This is a genomic window from Neobacillus massiliamazoniensis (assembly GCF_001048695.1).
Lineage (GTDB): Bacteria > Bacillota > Bacilli > Bacillales > Cytobacillaceae > Neobacillus > Neobacillus massiliamazoniensis.
Genome location: NZ_CVRB01000006.1, coordinates 120,024 through 137,467, shown reverse-complemented (window position 1 = coordinate 137,467; position 17,444 = coordinate 120,024). Strand labels below are relative to the sequence as shown.

Below are 17,444 nucleotides of genomic sequence, written 5' to 3'. Positions count from 1 at the left end.
GTATATTAAAATCTTATTTCAGGTCATACATTAAGTATTTGTATAAATTTTTTCCAATAAGACAAAATAGAGGCGTTAGTAAAAGGCTCTGATTATTGGGGAGGATTAGAAAGATGAAGGCTTCGATTTCGCTTTTACAGACTGCGCTCATCATCATACTTAGTACAGGCCTTTCAAATGATGTCATTATTATTCCTATTTTGTTGGATGCAGCTAAGCAAGATGCTTGGATTTCTGTATTGTTAGCCTGTGCATGTTCTTTTGCTTGGATTGCATTGCTATACACAGGAATCATCAAAATTCGAAATCAGCATCTATTTGAGTGGTTAAAACAAGCTTATCCTCCAATAGTCGGTCACTTTCTTACCATTATAGCAAGTGCTTATCTGTTTGTTTTGTGTGTTGTTACAGTTAAGGACACGGTACATTGGATTCAAACAACCTTCTCTACGAATACGCCAATCTTTATGCTTACCTTTGTACTAGTCCTTATTTGCACAATAAATGCTTTTTTGGGAATTCATTCATTGGCAAATACTGCTGGAGTTTTGTTTCCATTTGTTATTCTCCTTAGCTTTTTTGTTATGGTGGCAAATATCCCACATAAAGATTATTCCTATTTAGAACCAAGTTTGTTTCATGGAATACAACCTGTTTGGAACGGAACACTTTATGTCGCTGCAGGATTTATTGAAGTTATTCTAATCCTCTTTTTACAACATCATATTCGCTCGAGTATATCTTATCGTTCGCTAGGGTTTATTGTTCTGGTGCTGATGGGACTAACCATCGGCTCTCTTATTGATGCGATTGTTGAGTTTGGGCCTGATGAAGCCGCCAAACTAAGATTTCCCGTTTATGAAGAATGGAGGTTGGTGACCATTGGAAGATACATCGAGCATATAGATTTTTTAAGTATTTATCAGTGGTTTTGTGGTGCATTTTTAAGAATTTCTTTGATGATGTATCTGCTTATCGATATATTTAATATTCAGAAAAAAAGAAAAAGAGTTATGGCCCTTGGTTTTATTTTTTTATTAATAGTCGGAATTTGCATTATCCCATTTGAAGACCAGTCGTACCTAAATCTACTTTCAACCTATTTGCTTCCTTTGTCTGTATGGGGAATGTTTATCTTTTCACTAATTGTTGTAATCCTAATTAACTTGGCATACCGAAGGGGGAAATTGATTTCATGACTAGAAATGACTGTTTACAAAATGAATGGAAATCCCCGCAGGAAGTCATTAGTCAATTAATTGATTCATGTTCAGATATTAAAGCAATTATCATCCCCTCGGGGGAAGGAAAACATGTTTCCTCTGTTCATCTTGTCTACTGCGAAGGATTGTGCGACGGAACAAAAGTAGAACAATGCATCATTTCTCAATTAAAAAAAATTTCAGAACAGGTCTTTATTGAAACTGATATACAGCTTCAACAACATGTTCCATTTCATATGAACACCCTTCAAATAGACCAGTTTGAAAAATCGATTGTAGATACCGTATTAAATGGGGACCTCTTGCTTTTGTTTGTTCCTTCAAACAAATTGTATTCTGTAAAATTATCAAATCCCCCTAAGAGACAACCTGAGGAGCCAAATACTGAGATATCAGTGAGAGGTCCCAAAGATGGATTTACTGAAGAATCACTCATCAATATTGCCCTCATCAGAAAAAGACTCAAGACAAAATTTTTGGCGGTCGAAGATTACACAATTGGGGAGCAAACTGCTACGAAAGTTAATCTTTTATATTTAAAAAACATTATTGAACCAGCCGTATTACAGGAAGTAAAAACAAAACTTTCGAACCTACAAGTGGAAGGATTGGTGAGCAGTTCTCAACTTGAAGAAAGTCTTGCCGGCTTTTCGTTGTTCCCTTTATTCTCCTATACTGGAAGGCCAGATTTTGCGGTAAATTGTCTTCTTCACGGCAAATTTGTCTTGATCGTGGATGGGTCTCCAACCGTTATCATGGCACCAGTGAATTTTAATTTTCTATTAAATACTTCCGAAGATGCTTTTATGGTAAATGTCTTTGTATCATTTACAAGGTTACTAAGAATAAGCGGAGTTGTTATTTCCTTGTTTTTGCCTGGTTTTTGGGTCGCACTCGTAACGTTTCACCAAGATCAACTACCATTTACTTTGCTTGCAACAGTAGTGACTTCAAGACAAGGAGTGCCACTCTCAGTGCCAATAGAGGCAATTACTATGCTTTTTTTGTTTGAAATTTTTCGGGAAGCAGGAATGAGGTTACCAACAGCTTTTGGTCAGACATTATCGGTTGTAGGAGGATTAATTATCGGCCAAGCAGCAGTTAGTGCTGGCATCGCAACTCCGGGAATCATTGTAATTAATGCTATTTCAGTACTTGCTAATTTTACGTTAGTAAATCATTCTTTGATCACTATCGTCAGCTTAATGAGAATTGTTGTACTATTTATCTCGGGATCATTTGGATTATATGGAATGCTTATATGTCTGTTGGTTTTTATTCTTTACTTTGTAAATCTACGTTCCTTTAGCATGTATTATATGACTCCATTTTCTCCATTTGATTTCCAAAGAATTTACAAAATGCTCTTTCGAATGCCATGGGGGAGAATAAAATAACTATTTGACTTTATAAAAATACAGAAAAAAAGGAAAGAAAATATCATGAAACTCACTCGAAACATCCTTTTTATAATGCTGTTATCTCTATTGCTGACTGGATGTTGGGGATCCAAGGAAATTGAACATATGATCTATGTTAACTCTATCGGGGCAGATTATGTGAACAATAAAGCTGTCCTATACGTTCAGGTGATTAACTTTAGTGGAATTGCCAAACAGGAGTCAGCGCAGCCTAAAGTACAGAAGACTTACGTCGGAAAGGCTGAAGGGGATTCGTTCGAAGAAGCATTATTTAAGCTTTATGCGACAAGCCAACAAAGCATTGCTTGGAGTCATGTTAAAACAATTGTTTTTAGCGAAGCAGCGCTGCAACACGGGCTTGTAAATGAGGTTTTAGATGTTTGGGATCGATATTATGAATTTCGATATACTGTATGGACGATGGCTACTAAAGACTCTATCGAGAAAGTATTTAATACCAAGTCGACTTCGGAATTATCAGTTCTTTACTCTCAATTAAATAGTCCCTTACAACCATACTCCCAAAGTTCAATTATTGCACCCCTATATCTTTATGAGTTTATACGAAGATGGAACGATGCTGGACAAACGGTCCTGTTACCGTACCTAAAAATTGCCCCAGGCTGGACGGAAGATAATAAACCTTCTCCAAAACTCAAACCTGATGGGATTTGTATGTTAAAAAACAAACAATTCAAAGGATGTTTGGACCACCGTTATCTTTTAGGTCTTCGTTGGTTGGAGAAAAAAACAGAACGTACACCTTTAGAAATAAAGAGAGACAACTCTGTATTGGCCATGTTTGTCATGACAAAAATTAGATCTTCCATTAAACCTCAAGTGACAGATGGTAAAGCCAGCTTCAATATTAAAATATCGATGCAGGGAACACTTCCCCAATTAAATTCCCGGCTGAAACAAAAAAAACTTGAAGAATTAGCAGCACAACAAGTAAAAAAACAAATTATGGGGACCTACCTCAAAGGGCTTGAAATAGGTGTGGATCTACTCGGACTATCTGATAAAGTATACAGAGAAATACCAGATGAATGGAAAAAGCTAGAAGAAGGAGGTAATCTTCCATTAGACAAAAATAGCATTACAGCGATTGATGTGAATGTAAAACTCATGAGTGGTGGAATTGCGAAGATAAAGCAGCATTAAAAAAACCCGTTAACAAAAGATTCTATCCATTTTGTTAACGGGTTTTAATCATTCATTTAGAAAAACGTACTCACTAAGATCACTGTTCCAACTACCCAACAATAGATAGCGAAGGGACGCATGGCATTAATTTCTTTCCTTTTAAACCATTTCATGAGGATCATAACACTAATATAAGCAAAAATTCCCGAAAGAACTCCTCCAAGGATGGACATTTGCAGCAATCCGTGTGTACCGCTTTTTGCTATTTTTGGCAACTCCAGCACACTTGCACCCAATATGACTGGGGTTGCTAAAAGCATCGCCATTTTGGCTGAGGCTTCATGCTTAAGTCCCATCCAAAACCCAGCTGTCATGCTTGAACCGGAGCGTGAAAATCCAGGAATTAACGCCAAAGATTGAAAAAATCCAATCACAACCGCTTCTCCATAATTGAGGTCCTTGATTTCCTTTGTTCCGCGATTACGCATTTTTTCTCCAAAGTAAAGGAAAAATCCATTTATGATAAGGAAAAACGATGCACTTGTTACACTACTGAATAGGTGAGTTAACTTTTTCTCAAATACAAGACCGATAATGGCAGCTGGCAATGTTGCCACAATTAATAGTAGTAAAACTTTCCTATTGGTTTTAGCATCACCATTGAAAATAGAACGAATGAGTTCAAGCCAATCTCTCCAAAAAAACACCAACAATGCTATGGCTGTACCTAAATGAAGCATCACTACATATGGTAAAAAATGTTCCTTCAAGAACTCTGGACTAAGGTTCCAATGAAATACATAAGGTGTCAATACGCCATGTGCAACACTACTAATAGGGAAAAGCTCTGTAATACCTTGAATAATTGCGAAAACTATCGTTTTAAAGATATCCAATGTTTTTGCCTGCCTCTCTTATGTAATAACTATCTAATTATAGCAATTGGATCAAATGATAAAGAGCAATATTTTATTTTTTTACAATAACTTTACAATTTGGTAGGTATTTTTCCTTATCGTAATGCTGGGTTTAGTATTGAAAGATAAAATTTCTCATCGCCAACTTTTTATGGGAATAGGAATTTCTTACGCTTTTTTTAATATATAAATTAACAGGTTAAAAACGGCAACAATATTTTCCTTTTGAAAAAAATTCAAACAATAAAGGAGGAAAAAATGATGAATTCCGATCACCTAAAAGAAAATAATCAACCTTTTCCATTGGTAGAAAAAGAAATGTTTCGAAATGTTATAGGTCACTTTGCAAGTGGAGTAAGCATTATTACGGTAACCAATAATGGTGTAGATTTCGGACTCACTGCAAGTGCCGTTAGTTCCTTATCACTTGAACCTCCGATGCTGCTGGTTTGTGTGAATCAAAGTGCTGGGACTTGTCATGCCATATCCGCAGTTAAAACCTTTACAGTTAATATTCTTAAGGAAGAGCAAAAGGATTTAGCATTGAAATTTGCTCGATCTAACACTGATAAATTTGATGGTGTTCCTTTTTCGCGGGGAGAACTTGGAAATCCTTTACTCAAAAACACTCTTGCACAGATTGAATGCCAGGTTGTCGAGGAGGTAACGGGTGGTACACATTCGGTTTTTCTCGCTGAGGTTTTGAAAGCGCACGCATCGGAAGGGAACCCATTGGTCTACTATCGAGGAAAGTTTGGTCAATTTAAGCAAGAATAGTATTTTTTACATGTTAATTGAATGGTGTATTAAAGTTTTATTGGGGGAGAACGTTAATGAAGGATTTTGTTCAGCAACCAGGATATTTGAAAGTAAATATGTTAAAGTTTCCTTAAAAAGATATTACAAAAAGAACTGATAGAGGTGAGTCAACGTGTTAGGGCGTTCAATGGAGAATACATGGGAATTAGAAAAAGGAAAGGGAGTGATTTAAGGAAGAGCCCCATTTTTTCAATAGCTCTTCTTAATAAAAAAGAAAAGAGGACTATTAAAATGAACAAAAATCAATCTATAATTAGTGATGGCTTTGAGTTGAAATACTGTATAAAAGGGCAGGGGAAGCCAATATTGGTGGTAGGCAGCAGCGTCTATTATCCTCGCTTGTTCTCGGAAAATCTTTATGAGAAGTTTCAGTTCATTTTCTTGGATCATAGAGGATTTGTAAAGCCGACTCGTGCTTTAGAACCAGAAGACTATACTTTGGATAAAGTATTGGATGACATAGAAACAGCAAGACAAACTCTTAATCTTGAAAATTTTATCATATTGGGTCATTCAGGACACGCCTTTATGGCTTTGGAATATGCTAGAAGATATCCTCGACATGTTCGGAAAGTTGTTTTATTAAATTCAGCACCTACAAATAACGAAGAAAGACAGCGGCAAAGTTTTTCATTTTTTAATGAGACTGCAGGTTCAGAGAGAAAGAGTCATTTTGAAAAAGAAATTGCTTTATTGGAAAATGATACCAAGAAAGATCCTGCAAGACGATTTGTTCACATGTGTATTCGTATGGGAGCCCATAGTTTTTACGATTTTTCCTATGATGCTGCATACATGTGGGATGGGGTATATACGAATATGACAATTATTGATCATCTATGGGGAGACGCATTTGGAAAACTTAATTTGATAGAATCGTTATCTAGTTTTAATAAACCAGTATTTATTGGTTTAGGGAGATATGATTATTTGGTCGCACCAGTTTCACTGTGGGATTTGATTGATAACAAGTATGAGAACGTGAAGAAAGTAATTTTTGAGCATAGTGGGCATAATCCTATGTTTGAAGAGCCTCATACTTTTGATAGAAAATTGGTCGAATGGATCAATGATGGAAAGTAGGGATTTCAACCCTAATCTAAAGAAAAAACGTTCATGCTTAGCGTTTTTTTTTTTGCGCAATAGGGCTTTAAATTCCGTTAGGTTTAGAGACCTGTGGCATTATACACTTTATAGAAGTTTTGTAGCTTATTCTTTAGTTGAACCAACTATAAAAAAAGAAGAAATAGTCCTTGATGGAATCGTGTTTCGAATAGGCGATGAAACAATAGGTGATTTGTGGTTCTTAAACGTGAATATGATACGGCAATATTTAAAAAAACGTTCACAGCTATTGGAGGAGAAATAAGGTACAATATTTCATGTGAAATTATTCACATACATTATAAACCAAGGGAGTACAAATTTTATGGCGTACAGCAAACCAGATAAAATCATGGAAATCACGGTTGAGAATGGCACCAAGAAAACAAAATATACGCCTATGCAAACGATGATACTAGGATTTGAGGCAGGTGCATTTATCGCTTTAGGATATTTGCTTTTCATCCGTGTGACGGCTCCTCTACCAGCTAACCTACAAGGACTGAGCAGTTTAATCGGAGCTTCAGTCTTTCCAATCGGTCTTATTCTTACCTTATTGGCAGGAGGGGAGCTGTTAACAGGGAATATGATGGCCGTGCCAATTGCGAGTTTGGCTAAAAAAGTAAGTACTAAACAAGTGATGATAAATTGGTTCCTAGTAACAGTAAGTAATTTTATTGGCGCTATTTTTGTTGCTTACTTTTTCGGTCATCTAATCGGTTTGACGGAAACAGCACCTTTCCTAGACAAAACGGTAAGTATCGCACAACATAAATTGGAAGCCAATTTTCTGCAAGCATTTATTTCAGGCATAGGCTGTAATTGGCTAGTGGCATCAGCGGTATGGCTTTCATATGGAGCAGAGGATATGGCGGGTAAAATTCTCGGTATTTGGTTTCCAACTATGGCGTTTGTCGCCATTGGATTTCAACACGTGGTGGCCAACATGTTTGTCATTCCGGCGGCTATTTTTGCTGGCCATTTTACGTGGATGGAATACCTTCATAATTTCGTCCCTGTTTTTTTAGGAAATGCCGTAGGTGGTGTAGTGTTCATCGCAATGGCCTATTTTCACGCTTACAAGAAAAAGGATTCACATTTAAAAGAAGTTGTTCAACCTATGGTTAAGCGTGGAAGTAGGTAGAGTGCTAATTTGTTATCATAATAGAAAAAAATTTTGTCCCTCACTGCATAAAAGCAGTGGGGGACAACTTTTCAGATCGGGATTCACTTTAAGGTTTTAATTTTTTAATCATAATGTCTTCAAGTAAGCGCCATGGCAAGATATTTTTTAGAAGGGTATTCAACTTTGTGCCTTTTCCAATCGGATATCTTAGGTTTGGCGTTTTCGATTGAGTAGCCAATTTTGCTACGAGTTTAGCAACCTCTTTTGGATTTCCATGCTCTGCTTTTCCATTATCAATTTCTTTTAGAATACTTTCCATATAAGAGTGGTAAGGTGAATCGGCATTTTTCATCATCGGATCGACACTCGACCAAATATTCGTTTGATAAGATCCGGGCTCGATTAAGGATACATCAATCCTAAAAGGTTTTAATTCAAGCCGCAAACTTTCGCTGTACCCTTCAAGAGCATGCTTGGATGCGGTATAAGCAGATAATCCTGGAAATCCTATTCTGCCACTAATGCTGCTTATATTGATAATCCTGCCTTGACCCTTAGCCCTCATAAATGGAAGGACTGTATTGGTCACAGCTATCACTCCGAAAAAGTTGGTATCAAATTGTCGCCGATATTCCTCTAATGAAAGCTCTTCGCTAAATCCTCCGACTGCGACACCCGCATTATTCACTAACACATCCACAGACGGTTCATCATTTAATTTTTTTCTTAATTCATTAATCGATTCAGTTGAAGTAACGTCGAGCTGATGAATCTGTATGGATTCTATAACACCTTTCTCTGTTGCAAGCTCTAATAGCCGCTTTGCTTTGTTTGTATCTCTCATGGTTGCCATCACTGTAAAGCCCTTTAATGCAAGTTCAATGACCGCCAATAAACCGAAGCCACTTGAGGACCCAGTAACGATTGCAATTTTATTGCTCATATCTTTCTCCTTTAAAAATTCCTTTTCTTTTATTAAAACGTAAAAGGGGAAAGATTGTATAGAAAAATTGATGAGTGTCAATAAGAGCAAACTAAATATTTGAGAAAATTGTTGCACTCCGCTTGGATCATCCGACATCCCATCCGACAATTAAAAGACTATCCGCCAGTAAAGTCACTCAATGCGACAGTAAAGTGAGGTTATCCGACAGTAAACTTATCCTATCCGACAGAAAAAAGGTGTTATTCGCCAGTAAAGCCCACTCTATCCTCTATTTAAACAACCTAAGCTAGGTAAACAGGTGGTTTTTTCGCAAAAAACGCCAATAAGTTTTTGAAATAGTTTGACTATTCTGTGAGGGTTCGCATATCATGGTAATACCAATAATGATTTTGGTATTACCAAGTGAAAGGAGGAATATTTTTGAAAGAACGCTCTTCCGATTTAATTGAGAAAAAAATGATTCAGCTGATTTTAAAAGGGGAATATAAAGCAAATGAACCATTGCTTCCAGAAAGAGAGCTAGCCGTGCATTTCAATGTAGGAAGACCGACAATTCGTGAGGTACTCCAGCGACTAGAAAGAGATGGGTGGGTGACTATTCGTAATGGATTGCCTGCAATAGTAAATGATTATTGGAAGCATGGAAATTTAATGACAATTGTCAATATACTTAATTCCTATGAAGAAATTCCAGACGAGTTTATCCATTATGTGCTGGAATTGCGGATCGCATTGACGCCCGCTTATGTAATAGACGCTGTGCACCATCATCCACTTAAAGTGATTTCTTTATTTGCAAGTTTAGAAGATTTGAAGGATGATGCGACAGCCTACGCTAATTTTGATTGGGAGTTACAACAAAATCTTGCAGGATTGGCATCTAATCCAATCTATCTGCTCATATTAAATAGTTTTAAAGAAGTGTTTTTGAGGATGGCAGAAAAGTATTTCAGCGAACCAAAACATCGGCAGCTGGCGAGGGACTACTACGAGGATTTGTTGAAAACACTTTTCCAAAAAGAGATCGAGAAAACGGAGATAACCATAAAAGATATGATGAAAAAAAGCCTTGAGATATGGCGCATAAGAACGAAAGCGAGTGAACCAAATGAAGGATAATGGGTTGTATCGAAATTACTTTTTTCATTTTGATATTTTATTTATGATTATTCTATTCCTCGTAATGACAGGTCTCTTAGTTCTAAAGGTGCAATCGTTTGTGGTGTTTATTTTCTTTGCAATCGGATTATTTACCTATATGTTTGGTGAATACGTAACACATCGTTTTTTGTTCCACTTAAAGGCACCTAAAAATGAATTTTTCTTAAATTTATTAAAGCGCTTACATTATGACCATCATAAATACCCAAATAATTTAAAATTGCTGTTTCTCCCACTTTGGTACAGCATTCCGAATTTTTTAATACTGTTAACTCTGTTTTATTTGATCGTGAAAAAAATAGATTGCACATTAGCTTTTGGGATGGGGCTAGTCTTCATGCTGCTTGTATATGAATGGAAGCATTACATTGCCCATCAGCCAATTAAGCCAAAAACCAAATTTGGAGTGTGGTTGAAGAAAACTCACATTCTTCATCATTATAAAAATGAAAACTATTGGTTTGGTGTTTCAAATCCATTTTTTGATATTATATTTGGAACTTTAAAGGACGAAAAAACTGTGGAAACTAGTTCAACAGCAAAGGATTTAGAAAAAAGGGTACAATAAATTTGGTGCCTGACACCCAAAACTGTGGTGGTGTCAGGCACCAAAGAATGTTTCTCCTATCTGTTTTTTCTTCGATATAATTCTATTGATTTGTAGCCTTCACCTAAGATGGTTTCCATTTCCAGGAGTCGTTTTTCTTGGGTTTCTTTTCTTTTTGCACTGTAGACATAGCGTGCCCAATCCTTTTGGTATCCAAAAGTCAATTGGTTATAAGCGGATAATAAAGCTTCATTTTTGTTTAAATAGTTCTTTATATCCTCTACGTTTTCAATATAGTCAACGACACATTGACTACTCTTGCTGCTCGATGTGGCTTTTTTCTTCTTTGGTGTTGCTTTCAAACCAACAACCGTAAAAACATCATTTAGGCTGACCATTCTTGAAAATTTTATATTACTCTCAAGAACATAGCCCTCATCATTGACCGGTATTGCCTCTATAAAGCTGTCACGGTCTATGTATTCTTTATACAGCTTATTATTTTTTTTCGGATAAGCAAAATATAAATATCCATTATCCTCGAGTAATTGTTTTTCAATCACCGTCTGAAGCTGCTTTGAAAATTCTTCTAAATTAAAAATAAAGATAAAGATTAGGTCATATTTATCATTTTTAATGGAAGAATCGAATTCTATTTCTTGAAAGTCATCCATTTCCTCAGGCTTTTGGAGAATCAACTTTCTGGCGTACTTTGTAATATTAAGTTTTTCAACAACACTTTTTGGTGAATTCATGCCTTATGCTCCTTGTCTTTTTCTTAATAGTATATTTGCGTTGAAAATATATCAACTTCAGAATATTGGTGCTTACATTTTTGACCAATTGAGGTAGGGATATGGTGTTATTTTTATTGAATCGGCGATTAAAAGAATGTGAATTGCTTAAAGGGAGCAGTATAAATGAGTCAATTAATTTTTTCAAACGATATCAAAAAGAATGATGTTTTAAGAAGTAGTTTCAATCATCTGGCTACAGATACATTCGGAATCGATTTTGAAGTTTGGTATCAGAAGGGCTTTTGGACTGACAAATATGTGCCTTATGTCTTTATTGATAGGGGTAAAATCGTTGCAAATGTATCGATTAGTAAAATAAAACTAATCATAAAAGGGGAGACAAAAGAGGCGATCCAAATTGGCACGGTGATGTCTCATCCAAACTATCGAAATCAGGGATTATCTGCTAGCTTTATAAACAAGGTAATAGAAGAGTTTGATGAAAAAGTAGATATCATGTACCTATTTGTCTATTCAGTCAGTATTAGAATTTTATCCGAAGTTTGGTTTTAAAAAAAGTGATGAATCTCTTTTTACCAAGACTTATACTGGTAATCAAAATAAATCAACTGGTATTCATAAGCTTGATTGGACCCACAAAGATCATTTGGATTTCATTTATAAATTTACAGCTAAAAGAATACCAGTCTCACAGATCTTTTGAGCGGCAGATACCCAGGAACTGTTTATGTTCTATTGTTTGTATGTATTTAGGGAAAACATCTATTACATAGAACAAGAAGATGTTATTGTGATTTTCGAAAATGAAGGAAAACAGCTTACTATTTTTGATATTGTGAGTAAAAAAGATTTTTGTATTGAAGACATCTTAAACAAGATCACGACCAAAGATACTAGCGTTGTCCATTTTTATTTTACTCCAGATGATAAAAATTTTGATTGTCAAAGTACGACATTTAAGGGTAGTGAAACACTCTTTATTAGAACAAAAGGAAAGATTGAATTTCCTCGTGAATTTAAACATCCATTAACCTTACAGGCTTGATAGTAGTGAGTAAGTACTTGTTCCATCGACCATTTAAGTTTCTGCGTTGGAAGTATAGTGAAAAGTGAATAAAACCTACTTTTGAAAAAAGTCAGTCCTCCACCGTGTAAAATCAGTGAAGGACTGACTTCAAATTACTCTACCGTAACCGATAATGATTTTACCAAAATCGATGGGGAGCCAAAAGGGGAAAGCGGGAAAGTTAAGTCAGAGCCAATTTCCTCTATATTCAGTAATAATTGATAAAAATTACCCGCGATGGTCATTAAGTTTACCGGAAATTGTATTTTGCCGTCTTTCACAAAGAATCCATTGGCAGCAAGTGAAAAATCACCAGAAACTTTATTCGCTCCAGAATGTAAACCAGACAAATTGGTAATGAGCACTCCTTCGTCTATGGAAGAAACCAAATCTTCAAATGCCATAGTGGAAGGCTCAATAAAAAGATTGGATGGGCCAACTTTAACAGCACTTTTATAGGATTCTTTATGTGCATGACCTGTTGTTTCCGTTTGATCTTTTTTCGCTGTTTTTTGATTATGAAGGAAGGTTTGTAAAACACCCGATTCAACCAATGTTAATTTTTGAGAAGCCACACCTTCACTATCAAATGTTCGACTTGCAAGCCCATTCTCAAGGAAGGGATCATCGACAATCTTTATTTTTTGACATGCAATTTGCTTTCCAAGCTTATCCTTTAATGCTGAAATCCCTGCTTGTGTATCTTCTGCAGAAAAATTAGAAGAAAATGTGGCTAATAGATTTGCGGCAGCATCATTTCTTAATAGAACTTGATACTCTTTGCTTTTGATATTTTTCGCTCCTAATTGTGAGAGTGCCTCCTCTGCTGCTTTTTTGGCAATTTCCTTTGCATTTAGGCTATAGAAGTCATTGGTCGTAATAAGTTCAAAGCCAGTTTTGATTTCATCCCCATCTTTCGCGATTACTTCCAAAATGACAGACAATAGGTTCATTTGATCACTTAACGATAAGCCTTTATTATTTAATAGATTTCTAGTTATCGATTCTGTTCGAATTATACAATAATCTGCGGCGGTTATTCGCGGATCAAATGCAAGCAATTCCCGTTCAACATCTTTCATCAATTGTATTTTTTCAGCAATCGTTACATCCTGTAAAGATGTTGAGTAAAAGTCTCTCAGTTCATATTGATTGCTTCCTGCAAAAATTTCCTCTATATCATCTTCATGCATGAATTCGGCATTTTCTTTCGCATTTTCTAACAAGAAGGGAATAGATGCATCCTCTATTTTTTCGGAATAGGCATAGCCCATCTTTCCATTAAATATTCCCCGAAAGGAAACACCACCATCTTCAGCCACTTCATATTGATCAATTTCACCATTGTAAATTTGGCAGCCAAAAACTTCTTTCTTTTCATAATACATTTCAATATCCGTAAAACCGCTGCTTGCAGCTTGAGAAAACAGCTTTGCTTGAAATTCTTGTAACGTCATCCGTTTATTCCCCCTTTGTTCCACCAACAGTGATTTCACTTACACGGATCATCGGTTGCCCGACGTTGACTGGAATGCTTCCACTTAATGCACCGCACATCCCCGCACCATGTCCTAAATTATTGCCAACCATATCGACATGCTGTAAGGTTTTTGGACCATTCCCGATAAGGGTAGCACCCTTAAGCGGTTTCCCGAGCTTTCCATTTTTCACTTCATATGCTTCCATAACTGCAAAGTTATAATCGCCAGTAGCTGGATTGACTTGGCCTCCGCCCATATATTTTGTATAAATACCATGTTCTGTATTGGCGATGATTTCTTCAGGAGACGATTTTCCTGGAGCTATGTAAGTATTCGTCATCCTGGATGTAGGGGCAAAACGGAAGGATTCCCTTCTTCCTGAACCGGTAGATTCCATTCCCATTCGACGGGAATTAAATTTATCAATTAAATAGCCTTTTAATATCCCATTTTCGATCAGGACATTTTTTCTCGCTTTTTCTCCTTCATCATCTATATTGATGGAACCCCATTCATTTTGAAGTGTTCCATCATCAATGTAAGTAACAATCTCTGGAGCAACCCGTTCACCAAGGCGATTTGCAAAAACAGTGTTGTTTTTCGCGACAGCGGTAGCTTCCAATCCATGACCACATGCTTCATGAAAAATAACGCCGCCAAACTCATTGTCGATAATGACAGGGAATTTTCCGCTTGGACATGGACTAGCATCTAGCATTGTCACTGCAATGCGGGCAGCTTCATTGGCATAATGATCCAAATTTAGATTTTCAATAAATTCAAAGCCTTGATGTGCTCCCGGTCCATAGAAGCCCGTTTCCATTTGGTTATCTCGTTCGGCAATTGCTTGGATCGCCAATCTAGAGCGAACCCGTTTGTCTTCAATCCATTTTCCATCTGAATTGGCAATAAGCACATTTTGTTCTTCATCTAGATAACGAACGGTTACTTGTGAAATGCTTGAATGATAGCTTTTTGCAATATCATAAGCATTTTTCATGACGGCTGCCTTTCTGGATTTAGCCACATCCTGCGGCAATAGTTGAATAGGGTGTATCGTCTCGAAGGTTTCTTGCACAAAAGGGGAAAGATGGATCAAACGATTTCCATTTATCGCTTGGGCTGCATTTTTCGCTGCTTTTAAAAGCCCTTCCTTACTAAAGTCAGTTGTATAAGCATAGACGCTTTGTAATCCTTTAAACACTCGGATTCCGATGCCAAAATCACGTCCAGATAGACATGTTTCAATCTTGCCGCTTTTTAATGTCATATTATTGGTAAAACGATCCTCTACGAAAATCTCAGAAAAATCCCCACCGGTTGATAACGCTTGAGTTAGTACGTCTTCAATTAACGATTTACTAAGCATATGATCCTCCTTAATTTTATAAATTGATGAAAGATTCTGAAAATAAAACTTAGAATCTGTCTATTTATGAATATACGTTTTTATCATACAACATTCTTCCTAATAGTGGTTAATTTTACCTCTTAGAAGGAGCCTGACACCTAGCACTCGAATAAATCTAAAGAAAATAACACGATAACAGGTAAGTGTCTTGCACGGTTATTATTGATAGATGCTCTCTAGACTCCTATAATAAAAAATGGTTTAGCAACAAGAAAGAGAGTGTGGCATAGAAATGGCAATATTGCAAAATGATTGGGGCTCTTTGCTTGAAGGGGAATTCAAGCAACCGTATTATCTGCAATTAATGGAAATATTACAGGAAGAGTATCAAACAAAAGAGATCTATCCAAATATGGACGAAATTTTTAATGCACTGAACTACACGCCTTTTGAAGACACGAATGTGGTTATTATCGGGCAAGATCCTTATCACGGCCCCGGACAGGCTCATGGATTAAGCTTTTCCGTTAAACCAGGTGTGGGAATTCCTCCATCATTGCAAAATATATATAAGGAACTGCAGGCCGATCTGGGATGTCATATTCCCAATAATGGGTGCTTGGTGGAATGGGCTAAGCAAGGTGTACTATTATTGAACACAACCTTAACTGTTCAGGCTGGAGTGGCAAACTCACATAAAAATATCGGCTGGGATATGTTCACAGATAAAGTAATAGAAATATTGAATCATAGGGAGGCACCGGTTGTGTTTATCCTTTGGGGGAATTTTGCTCAACAAAAACAGAAGTTGATTACCTCATCCAAACATTTCATTATTAAGTCTCCACATCCAAGCCCATTTTCTGCTCATAAAGGTTTCTTTGGGAGCAAGCCATTTTCCAGAACCAATGACTTTTTAAGGAAAATAGGAAGACGAGAAATTGATTGGCAAATACATAATTTATAAGGCAACACCAAAGCCAATCTACAGTTTTTTTAAATGAGAAGGAGAGACTATCATGCGTTTTTTTAAAATGGCAGCTTTTGCGGCTGTACTTTTTTCAGTATTCTTCATAAAAAATTCAAGCGTCGCACTTGCTTCTAATGGTGATGATGAAAGCATCAACGAAAAATATGGATTGCCGGTTGTCGTATACGGAGCACAACTATCTCCTTCGCAAAAGGAAGAAGTAAGAAAACTATTGAATGTTACAGACACGAGTAAGGTAAACGAAATAACGGTCATAGGGCAAGATCTGGCAACGTATATTAAGGGTGACCCAAACGCCCATATGTATTCATCGGCTAAAATTACGAGGAAGGACCCTGGGACAGGGCTGATCATTCATCAGGTCACACCTGAAAATATAACAGAGGTTACAAATGAAATGTATGCGAATGCCTTGTTGACAGCTGGAGTAAAGGATGCTGTTGTTGATATCGCTTCACCGGTAAAAGTTAGTGGGCATTCCGCATTGGTTGGGATTTATAAGGCCTACGATCAAGGAAAAGGTGGAACGGCTCTAAATAAGGATCGAACAGAAGTGGCAAATGAAGAGTTGAACCTGGCAACTAATTTAGCGAAAAATGATGGGGTGGACAAGGATAAAGTGGGTCAGCTGCTTACAGATATAAAAAAAGAGATAGCTGTACAAAAACCAGCGACAAAAGACGATATTGCCAAGATCATTGATGATAAGTTAAAGTCACTGAAAATCACCTTAAGCCCAGAAGATCGACAGCTTTTAATTGACTTGTTTGATAAAATGCGTCACCTGAATATCAATTTTGACAATGCCAAATCGCAGCTCGATCACCTCTCACAGGACATTCAGCAGCGGATTAAAGAAACAGTAGGGGACAAAAACTTTCTCCAAAAAGTAGGGGACTTCTTTAAAAAATTATTCGACAGCATCAAAAGTCTATTTTCTTAATCGTGGTGCCTGACACCACAATTCTTCTAAATTGATTATCTACACTTAGAGCGTCATTTAAGACACTAATGAATTTGGACTTTGATGAGTTGTATCAACGACCATTTTGAATAAAACCAAGCAATTTTGGTCGTTGATAAGTGTTATCAACGACCGTTTTGAATAAAACCAAGCGATTCTGGTCGTTGATAAGAGTTATCAACGACCGTTTTGAATAAAACCAAGCGACTCTGGTCGTTGATGAGAGTTATCAACGACCGTTTTGAATAAAACCAAGCGATTCTGGTCGTTGATAAGTGTTATCAACGACCGTTTTGAATAAAATCAAGCGATTTTGGTCCTTGATAAGCACTATCAACGACCGCTTTGTACAAAACCAAGCGATTTGGGTCATTGATGAGCTGAATCAATGACCATTTTGAATAAATCCAAGCAATTTAGGTT

Annotated in this window: 17 protein-coding genes; 12 read left to right on the top strand and 5 right to left on the bottom strand. The window is 36.7% G+C overall.

All coding sequences use genetic code 11. The annotated features are described in order from the left end of the window. The first annotated feature begins 113 nt into the window (after window positions 1–113). From BN1082_RS24500 to BN1082_RS24490, 3 genes are read left to right on the top strand one after another with little or no spacing between them, the layout of a single operon-like run. On the top strand, window positions 114–1,199 hold the full coding sequence (locus BN1082_RS24500; protein ID WP_245640551.1) for a GerAB/ArcD/ProY family transporter: 1,086 nt from the start codon (window positions 114–116) through the stop codon (window positions 1,197–1,199). Next, entirely contained in the window at window positions 1,196–2,620 is a 1,425-nt protein-coding gene (locus BN1082_RS24495) for a spore germination protein (RefSeq protein WP_090639496.1), read from the top strand. The genes BN1082_RS24500 and BN1082_RS24495 overlap by 4 nt, the downstream gene beginning before the upstream one ends. A gap of 45 nt (window positions 2,621–2,665) precedes the next feature. Next, the gene (locus BN1082_RS24490) at window positions 2,666–3,808 is read left to right on the top strand and encodes a Ger(x)C family spore germination protein (protein WP_090639493.1); all 1,143 of its coding nucleotides are present in this window, start codon (window positions 2,666–2,668) and stop codon (window positions 3,806–3,808) included. A gap of 56 nt (window positions 3,809–3,864) precedes the next feature. Here the strand turns inward: BN1082_RS24490 and BN1082_RS24485 are convergent, their stop codons facing one another. Further along, window positions 3,865–4,686 (bottom strand): undecaprenyl-diphosphate phosphatase, encoded by an 822-nt coding sequence (locus BN1082_RS24485; RefSeq protein ID WP_090639491.1) that lies wholly within the window; start codon window positions 4,684–4,686, stop codon window positions 3,865–3,867. A 282-nt stretch (window positions 4,687–4,968) separates the two neighbouring features. On the opposite strand from BN1082_RS24485, the gene BN1082_RS24480 reads away from it, so the two are divergent. The 3 genes from BN1082_RS24480 to BN1082_RS24465 all read left to right on the top strand — a co-directional run bounded on the left by BN1082_RS24480 (window position 4,969) and on the right by BN1082_RS24465 (window position 7,774). Further along, a complete protein-coding gene (locus tag BN1082_RS24480; RefSeq protein ID WP_090639487.1) occupies window positions 4,969–5,484 on the top strand; it encodes a flavin reductase family protein in 516 nt (171 codons plus the stop codon). Between the two features lie 273 nt (window positions 5,485–5,757). Continuing rightward, window positions 5,758–6,609 carry an alpha/beta hydrolase gene (locus BN1082_RS24475; RefSeq protein WP_090639826.1) on the top strand — a complete coding sequence of 284 codons (852 nt, stop codon included), beginning with the start codon at window positions 5,758–5,760 and terminating at the stop codon, window positions 6,607–6,609. 346 nt (window positions 6,610–6,955) lie between these two features. Beyond that, window positions 6,956–7,774: a formate/nitrite transporter family protein gene (locus BN1082_RS24465; RefSeq protein ID WP_090639481.1), complete on the top strand. Its 819-nt coding sequence runs from the start codon at window positions 6,956–6,958 to the stop codon at window positions 7,772–7,774. A gap of 88 nt (window positions 7,775–7,862) precedes the next feature. Here BN1082_RS24465 and BN1082_RS24460 read toward each other — a convergent pair whose 3' ends face one another. Continuing rightward, on the bottom strand, window positions 7,863–8,699 hold the full coding sequence (locus BN1082_RS24460) for an SDR family oxidoreductase (protein WP_090639478.1): 837 nt from the start codon (window positions 8,697–8,699) through the stop codon (window positions 7,863–7,865). Window positions 8,700–9,158: 459 nt separating this feature from the next. Between BN1082_RS24460 and BN1082_RS24455 the strand changes: the two genes are divergently transcribed. Together BN1082_RS24455 and BN1082_RS24450 are read left to right on the top strand one after the other, a co-directional pair. Further along, a complete protein-coding gene (locus tag BN1082_RS24455) occupies window positions 9,159–9,821 on the top strand; it encodes a GntR family transcriptional regulator (protein WP_090639824.1) in 663 nt (220 codons plus the stop codon). Beyond that, the gene (locus BN1082_RS24450) at window positions 9,811–10,431 is read left to right on the top strand and encodes a sterol desaturase family protein (protein WP_090639476.1); all 621 of its coding nucleotides are present in this window, start codon (window positions 9,811–9,813) and stop codon (window positions 10,429–10,431) included. Before BN1082_RS24455 ends, BN1082_RS24450 begins: the two co-directional genes overlap by 11 nt. A 56-nt stretch (window positions 10,432–10,487) precedes the next feature. On the opposite strand, the gene BN1082_RS24445 is transcribed toward BN1082_RS24450, so the two are convergent. After that, the gene (locus BN1082_RS24445) at window positions 10,488–11,165 is read right to left on the bottom strand and encodes a YdeI/OmpD-associated family protein (protein ID WP_090639475.1); all 678 of its coding nucleotides are present in this window, start codon (window positions 11,163–11,165) and stop codon (window positions 10,488–10,490) included. 165 nt (window positions 11,166–11,330) lie between these two features. On the opposite strand from BN1082_RS24445, the gene BN1082_RS24440 reads away from it, so the two are divergent. Together BN1082_RS24440 and BN1082_RS24435 are read left to right on the top strand one after the other, a co-directional pair. Beyond that, window positions 11,331–11,720, top strand: coding sequence for a GNAT family N-acetyltransferase (locus BN1082_RS24440; protein ID WP_090639472.1), 390 nt, complete (start codon window positions 11,331–11,333; stop codon window positions 11,718–11,720). A gap of 238 nt (window positions 11,721–11,958) precedes the next feature. After that, window positions 11,959–12,213, top strand: a complete 255-nt coding sequence (locus BN1082_RS24435) for a hypothetical protein (protein WP_141650915.1) — start codon at window positions 11,959–11,961, stop codon at window positions 12,211–12,213. Window positions 12,214–12,347: 134 nt separating this feature from the next. On the opposite strand, the gene BN1082_RS24430 is transcribed toward BN1082_RS24435, so the two are convergent. Together BN1082_RS24430 and BN1082_RS24425 are read right to left on the bottom strand one after the other, a co-directional pair. Then, window positions 12,348–13,691, bottom strand: coding sequence for a TldD/PmbA family protein (locus BN1082_RS24430; RefSeq protein ID WP_090639468.1), 1,344 nt, complete (start codon window positions 13,689–13,691; stop codon window positions 12,348–12,350). A 4-nt stretch (window positions 13,692–13,695) separates the two neighbouring features. Next, window positions 13,696–15,084, bottom strand: coding sequence for a TldD/PmbA family protein (locus BN1082_RS24425; RefSeq protein WP_090639466.1), 1,389 nt, complete (start codon window positions 15,082–15,084; stop codon window positions 13,696–13,698). 274 nt (window positions 15,085–15,358) lie between these two features. On the opposite strand from BN1082_RS24425, the gene BN1082_RS24420 reads away from it, so the two are divergent. After that, window positions 15,359–16,033: a uracil-DNA glycosylase gene (locus tag BN1082_RS24420; protein WP_090639464.1), complete on the top strand. Its 675-nt coding sequence runs from the start codon at window positions 15,359–15,361 to the stop codon at window positions 16,031–16,033. A 67-nt stretch (window positions 16,034–16,100) separates the two neighbouring features. Then, window positions 16,101–17,000, top strand: coding sequence for a DUF1002 domain-containing protein (locus BN1082_RS24415; RefSeq protein ID WP_090639823.1), 900 nt, complete (start codon window positions 16,101–16,103; stop codon window positions 16,998–17,000). Window positions 17,001–17,444: the final 444 nt, after the last annotated feature.

What these genes read in the sequence shown, in the direction of transcription:
- BN1082_RS24420 (WP_090639464.1), top strand. Translation starts at nt 15,359, where the DNA reads ATGGCAATATTGCAAAATGATTGGGGCTCTTTGCTTGAAGGGGAATTC.
- BN1082_RS24450 (WP_090639476.1), top strand. Translation starts at nt 9,811, where the DNA reads ATGAAGGATAATGGGTTGTATCGAAATTACTTTTTTCATTTTGATATT.
- BN1082_RS24495 (WP_090639496.1), top strand. Translation starts at nt 1,196, where the DNA reads ATGACTAGAAATGACTGTTTACAAAATGAATGGAAATCCCCGCAGGAA.
- BN1082_RS24415 (WP_090639823.1), top strand. Translation starts at nt 16,101, where the DNA reads ATGGCAGCTTTTGCGGCTGTACTTTTTTCAGTATTCTTCATAAAAAAT.
- BN1082_RS24480 (WP_090639487.1), top strand. Translation starts at nt 4,969, where the DNA reads ATGAATTCCGATCACCTAAAAGAAAATAATCAACCTTTTCCATTGGTA.
- BN1082_RS24465 (WP_090639481.1), top strand. Translation starts at nt 6,956, where the DNA reads ATGGCGTACAGCAAACCAGATAAAATCATGGAAATCACGGTTGAGAAT.
- BN1082_RS24445 (WP_090639475.1), bottom strand. Translation starts at nt 11,165, where the DNA reads ATGAATTCACCAAAAAGTGTTGTTGAAAAACTTAATATTACAAAGTAC.
- BN1082_RS24490 (WP_090639493.1), top strand. Translation starts at nt 2,666, where the DNA reads ATGAAACTCACTCGAAACATCCTTTTTATAATGCTGTTATCTCTATTG.
- BN1082_RS24430 (WP_090639468.1), bottom strand. Translation starts at nt 13,691, where the DNA reads ATGACGTTACAAGAATTTCAAGCAAAGCTGTTTTCTCAAGCTGCAAGC.
- BN1082_RS24460 (WP_090639478.1), bottom strand. Translation starts at nt 8,699, where the DNA reads ATGAGCAATAAAATTGCAATCGTTACTGGGTCCTCAAGTGGCTTCGGT.
- BN1082_RS24500 (WP_245640551.1), top strand. Translation starts at nt 114, where the DNA reads ATGAAGGCTTCGATTTCGCTTTTACAGACTGCGCTCATCATCATACTT.
- BN1082_RS24440 (WP_090639472.1), top strand. Translation starts at nt 11,331, where the DNA reads ATGAGTCAATTAATTTTTTCAAACGATATCAAAAAGAATGATGTTTTA.
- BN1082_RS24455 (WP_090639824.1), top strand. Translation starts at nt 9,159, where the DNA reads ATGATTCAGCTGATTTTAAAAGGGGAATATAAAGCAAATGAACCATTG.
- BN1082_RS24475 (WP_090639826.1), top strand. Translation starts at nt 5,758, where the DNA reads ATGAACAAAAATCAATCTATAATTAGTGATGGCTTTGAGTTGAAATAC.
- BN1082_RS24425 (WP_090639466.1), bottom strand. Translation starts at nt 15,084, where the DNA reads ATGCTTAGTAAATCGTTAATTGAAGACGTACTAACTCAAGCGTTATCA.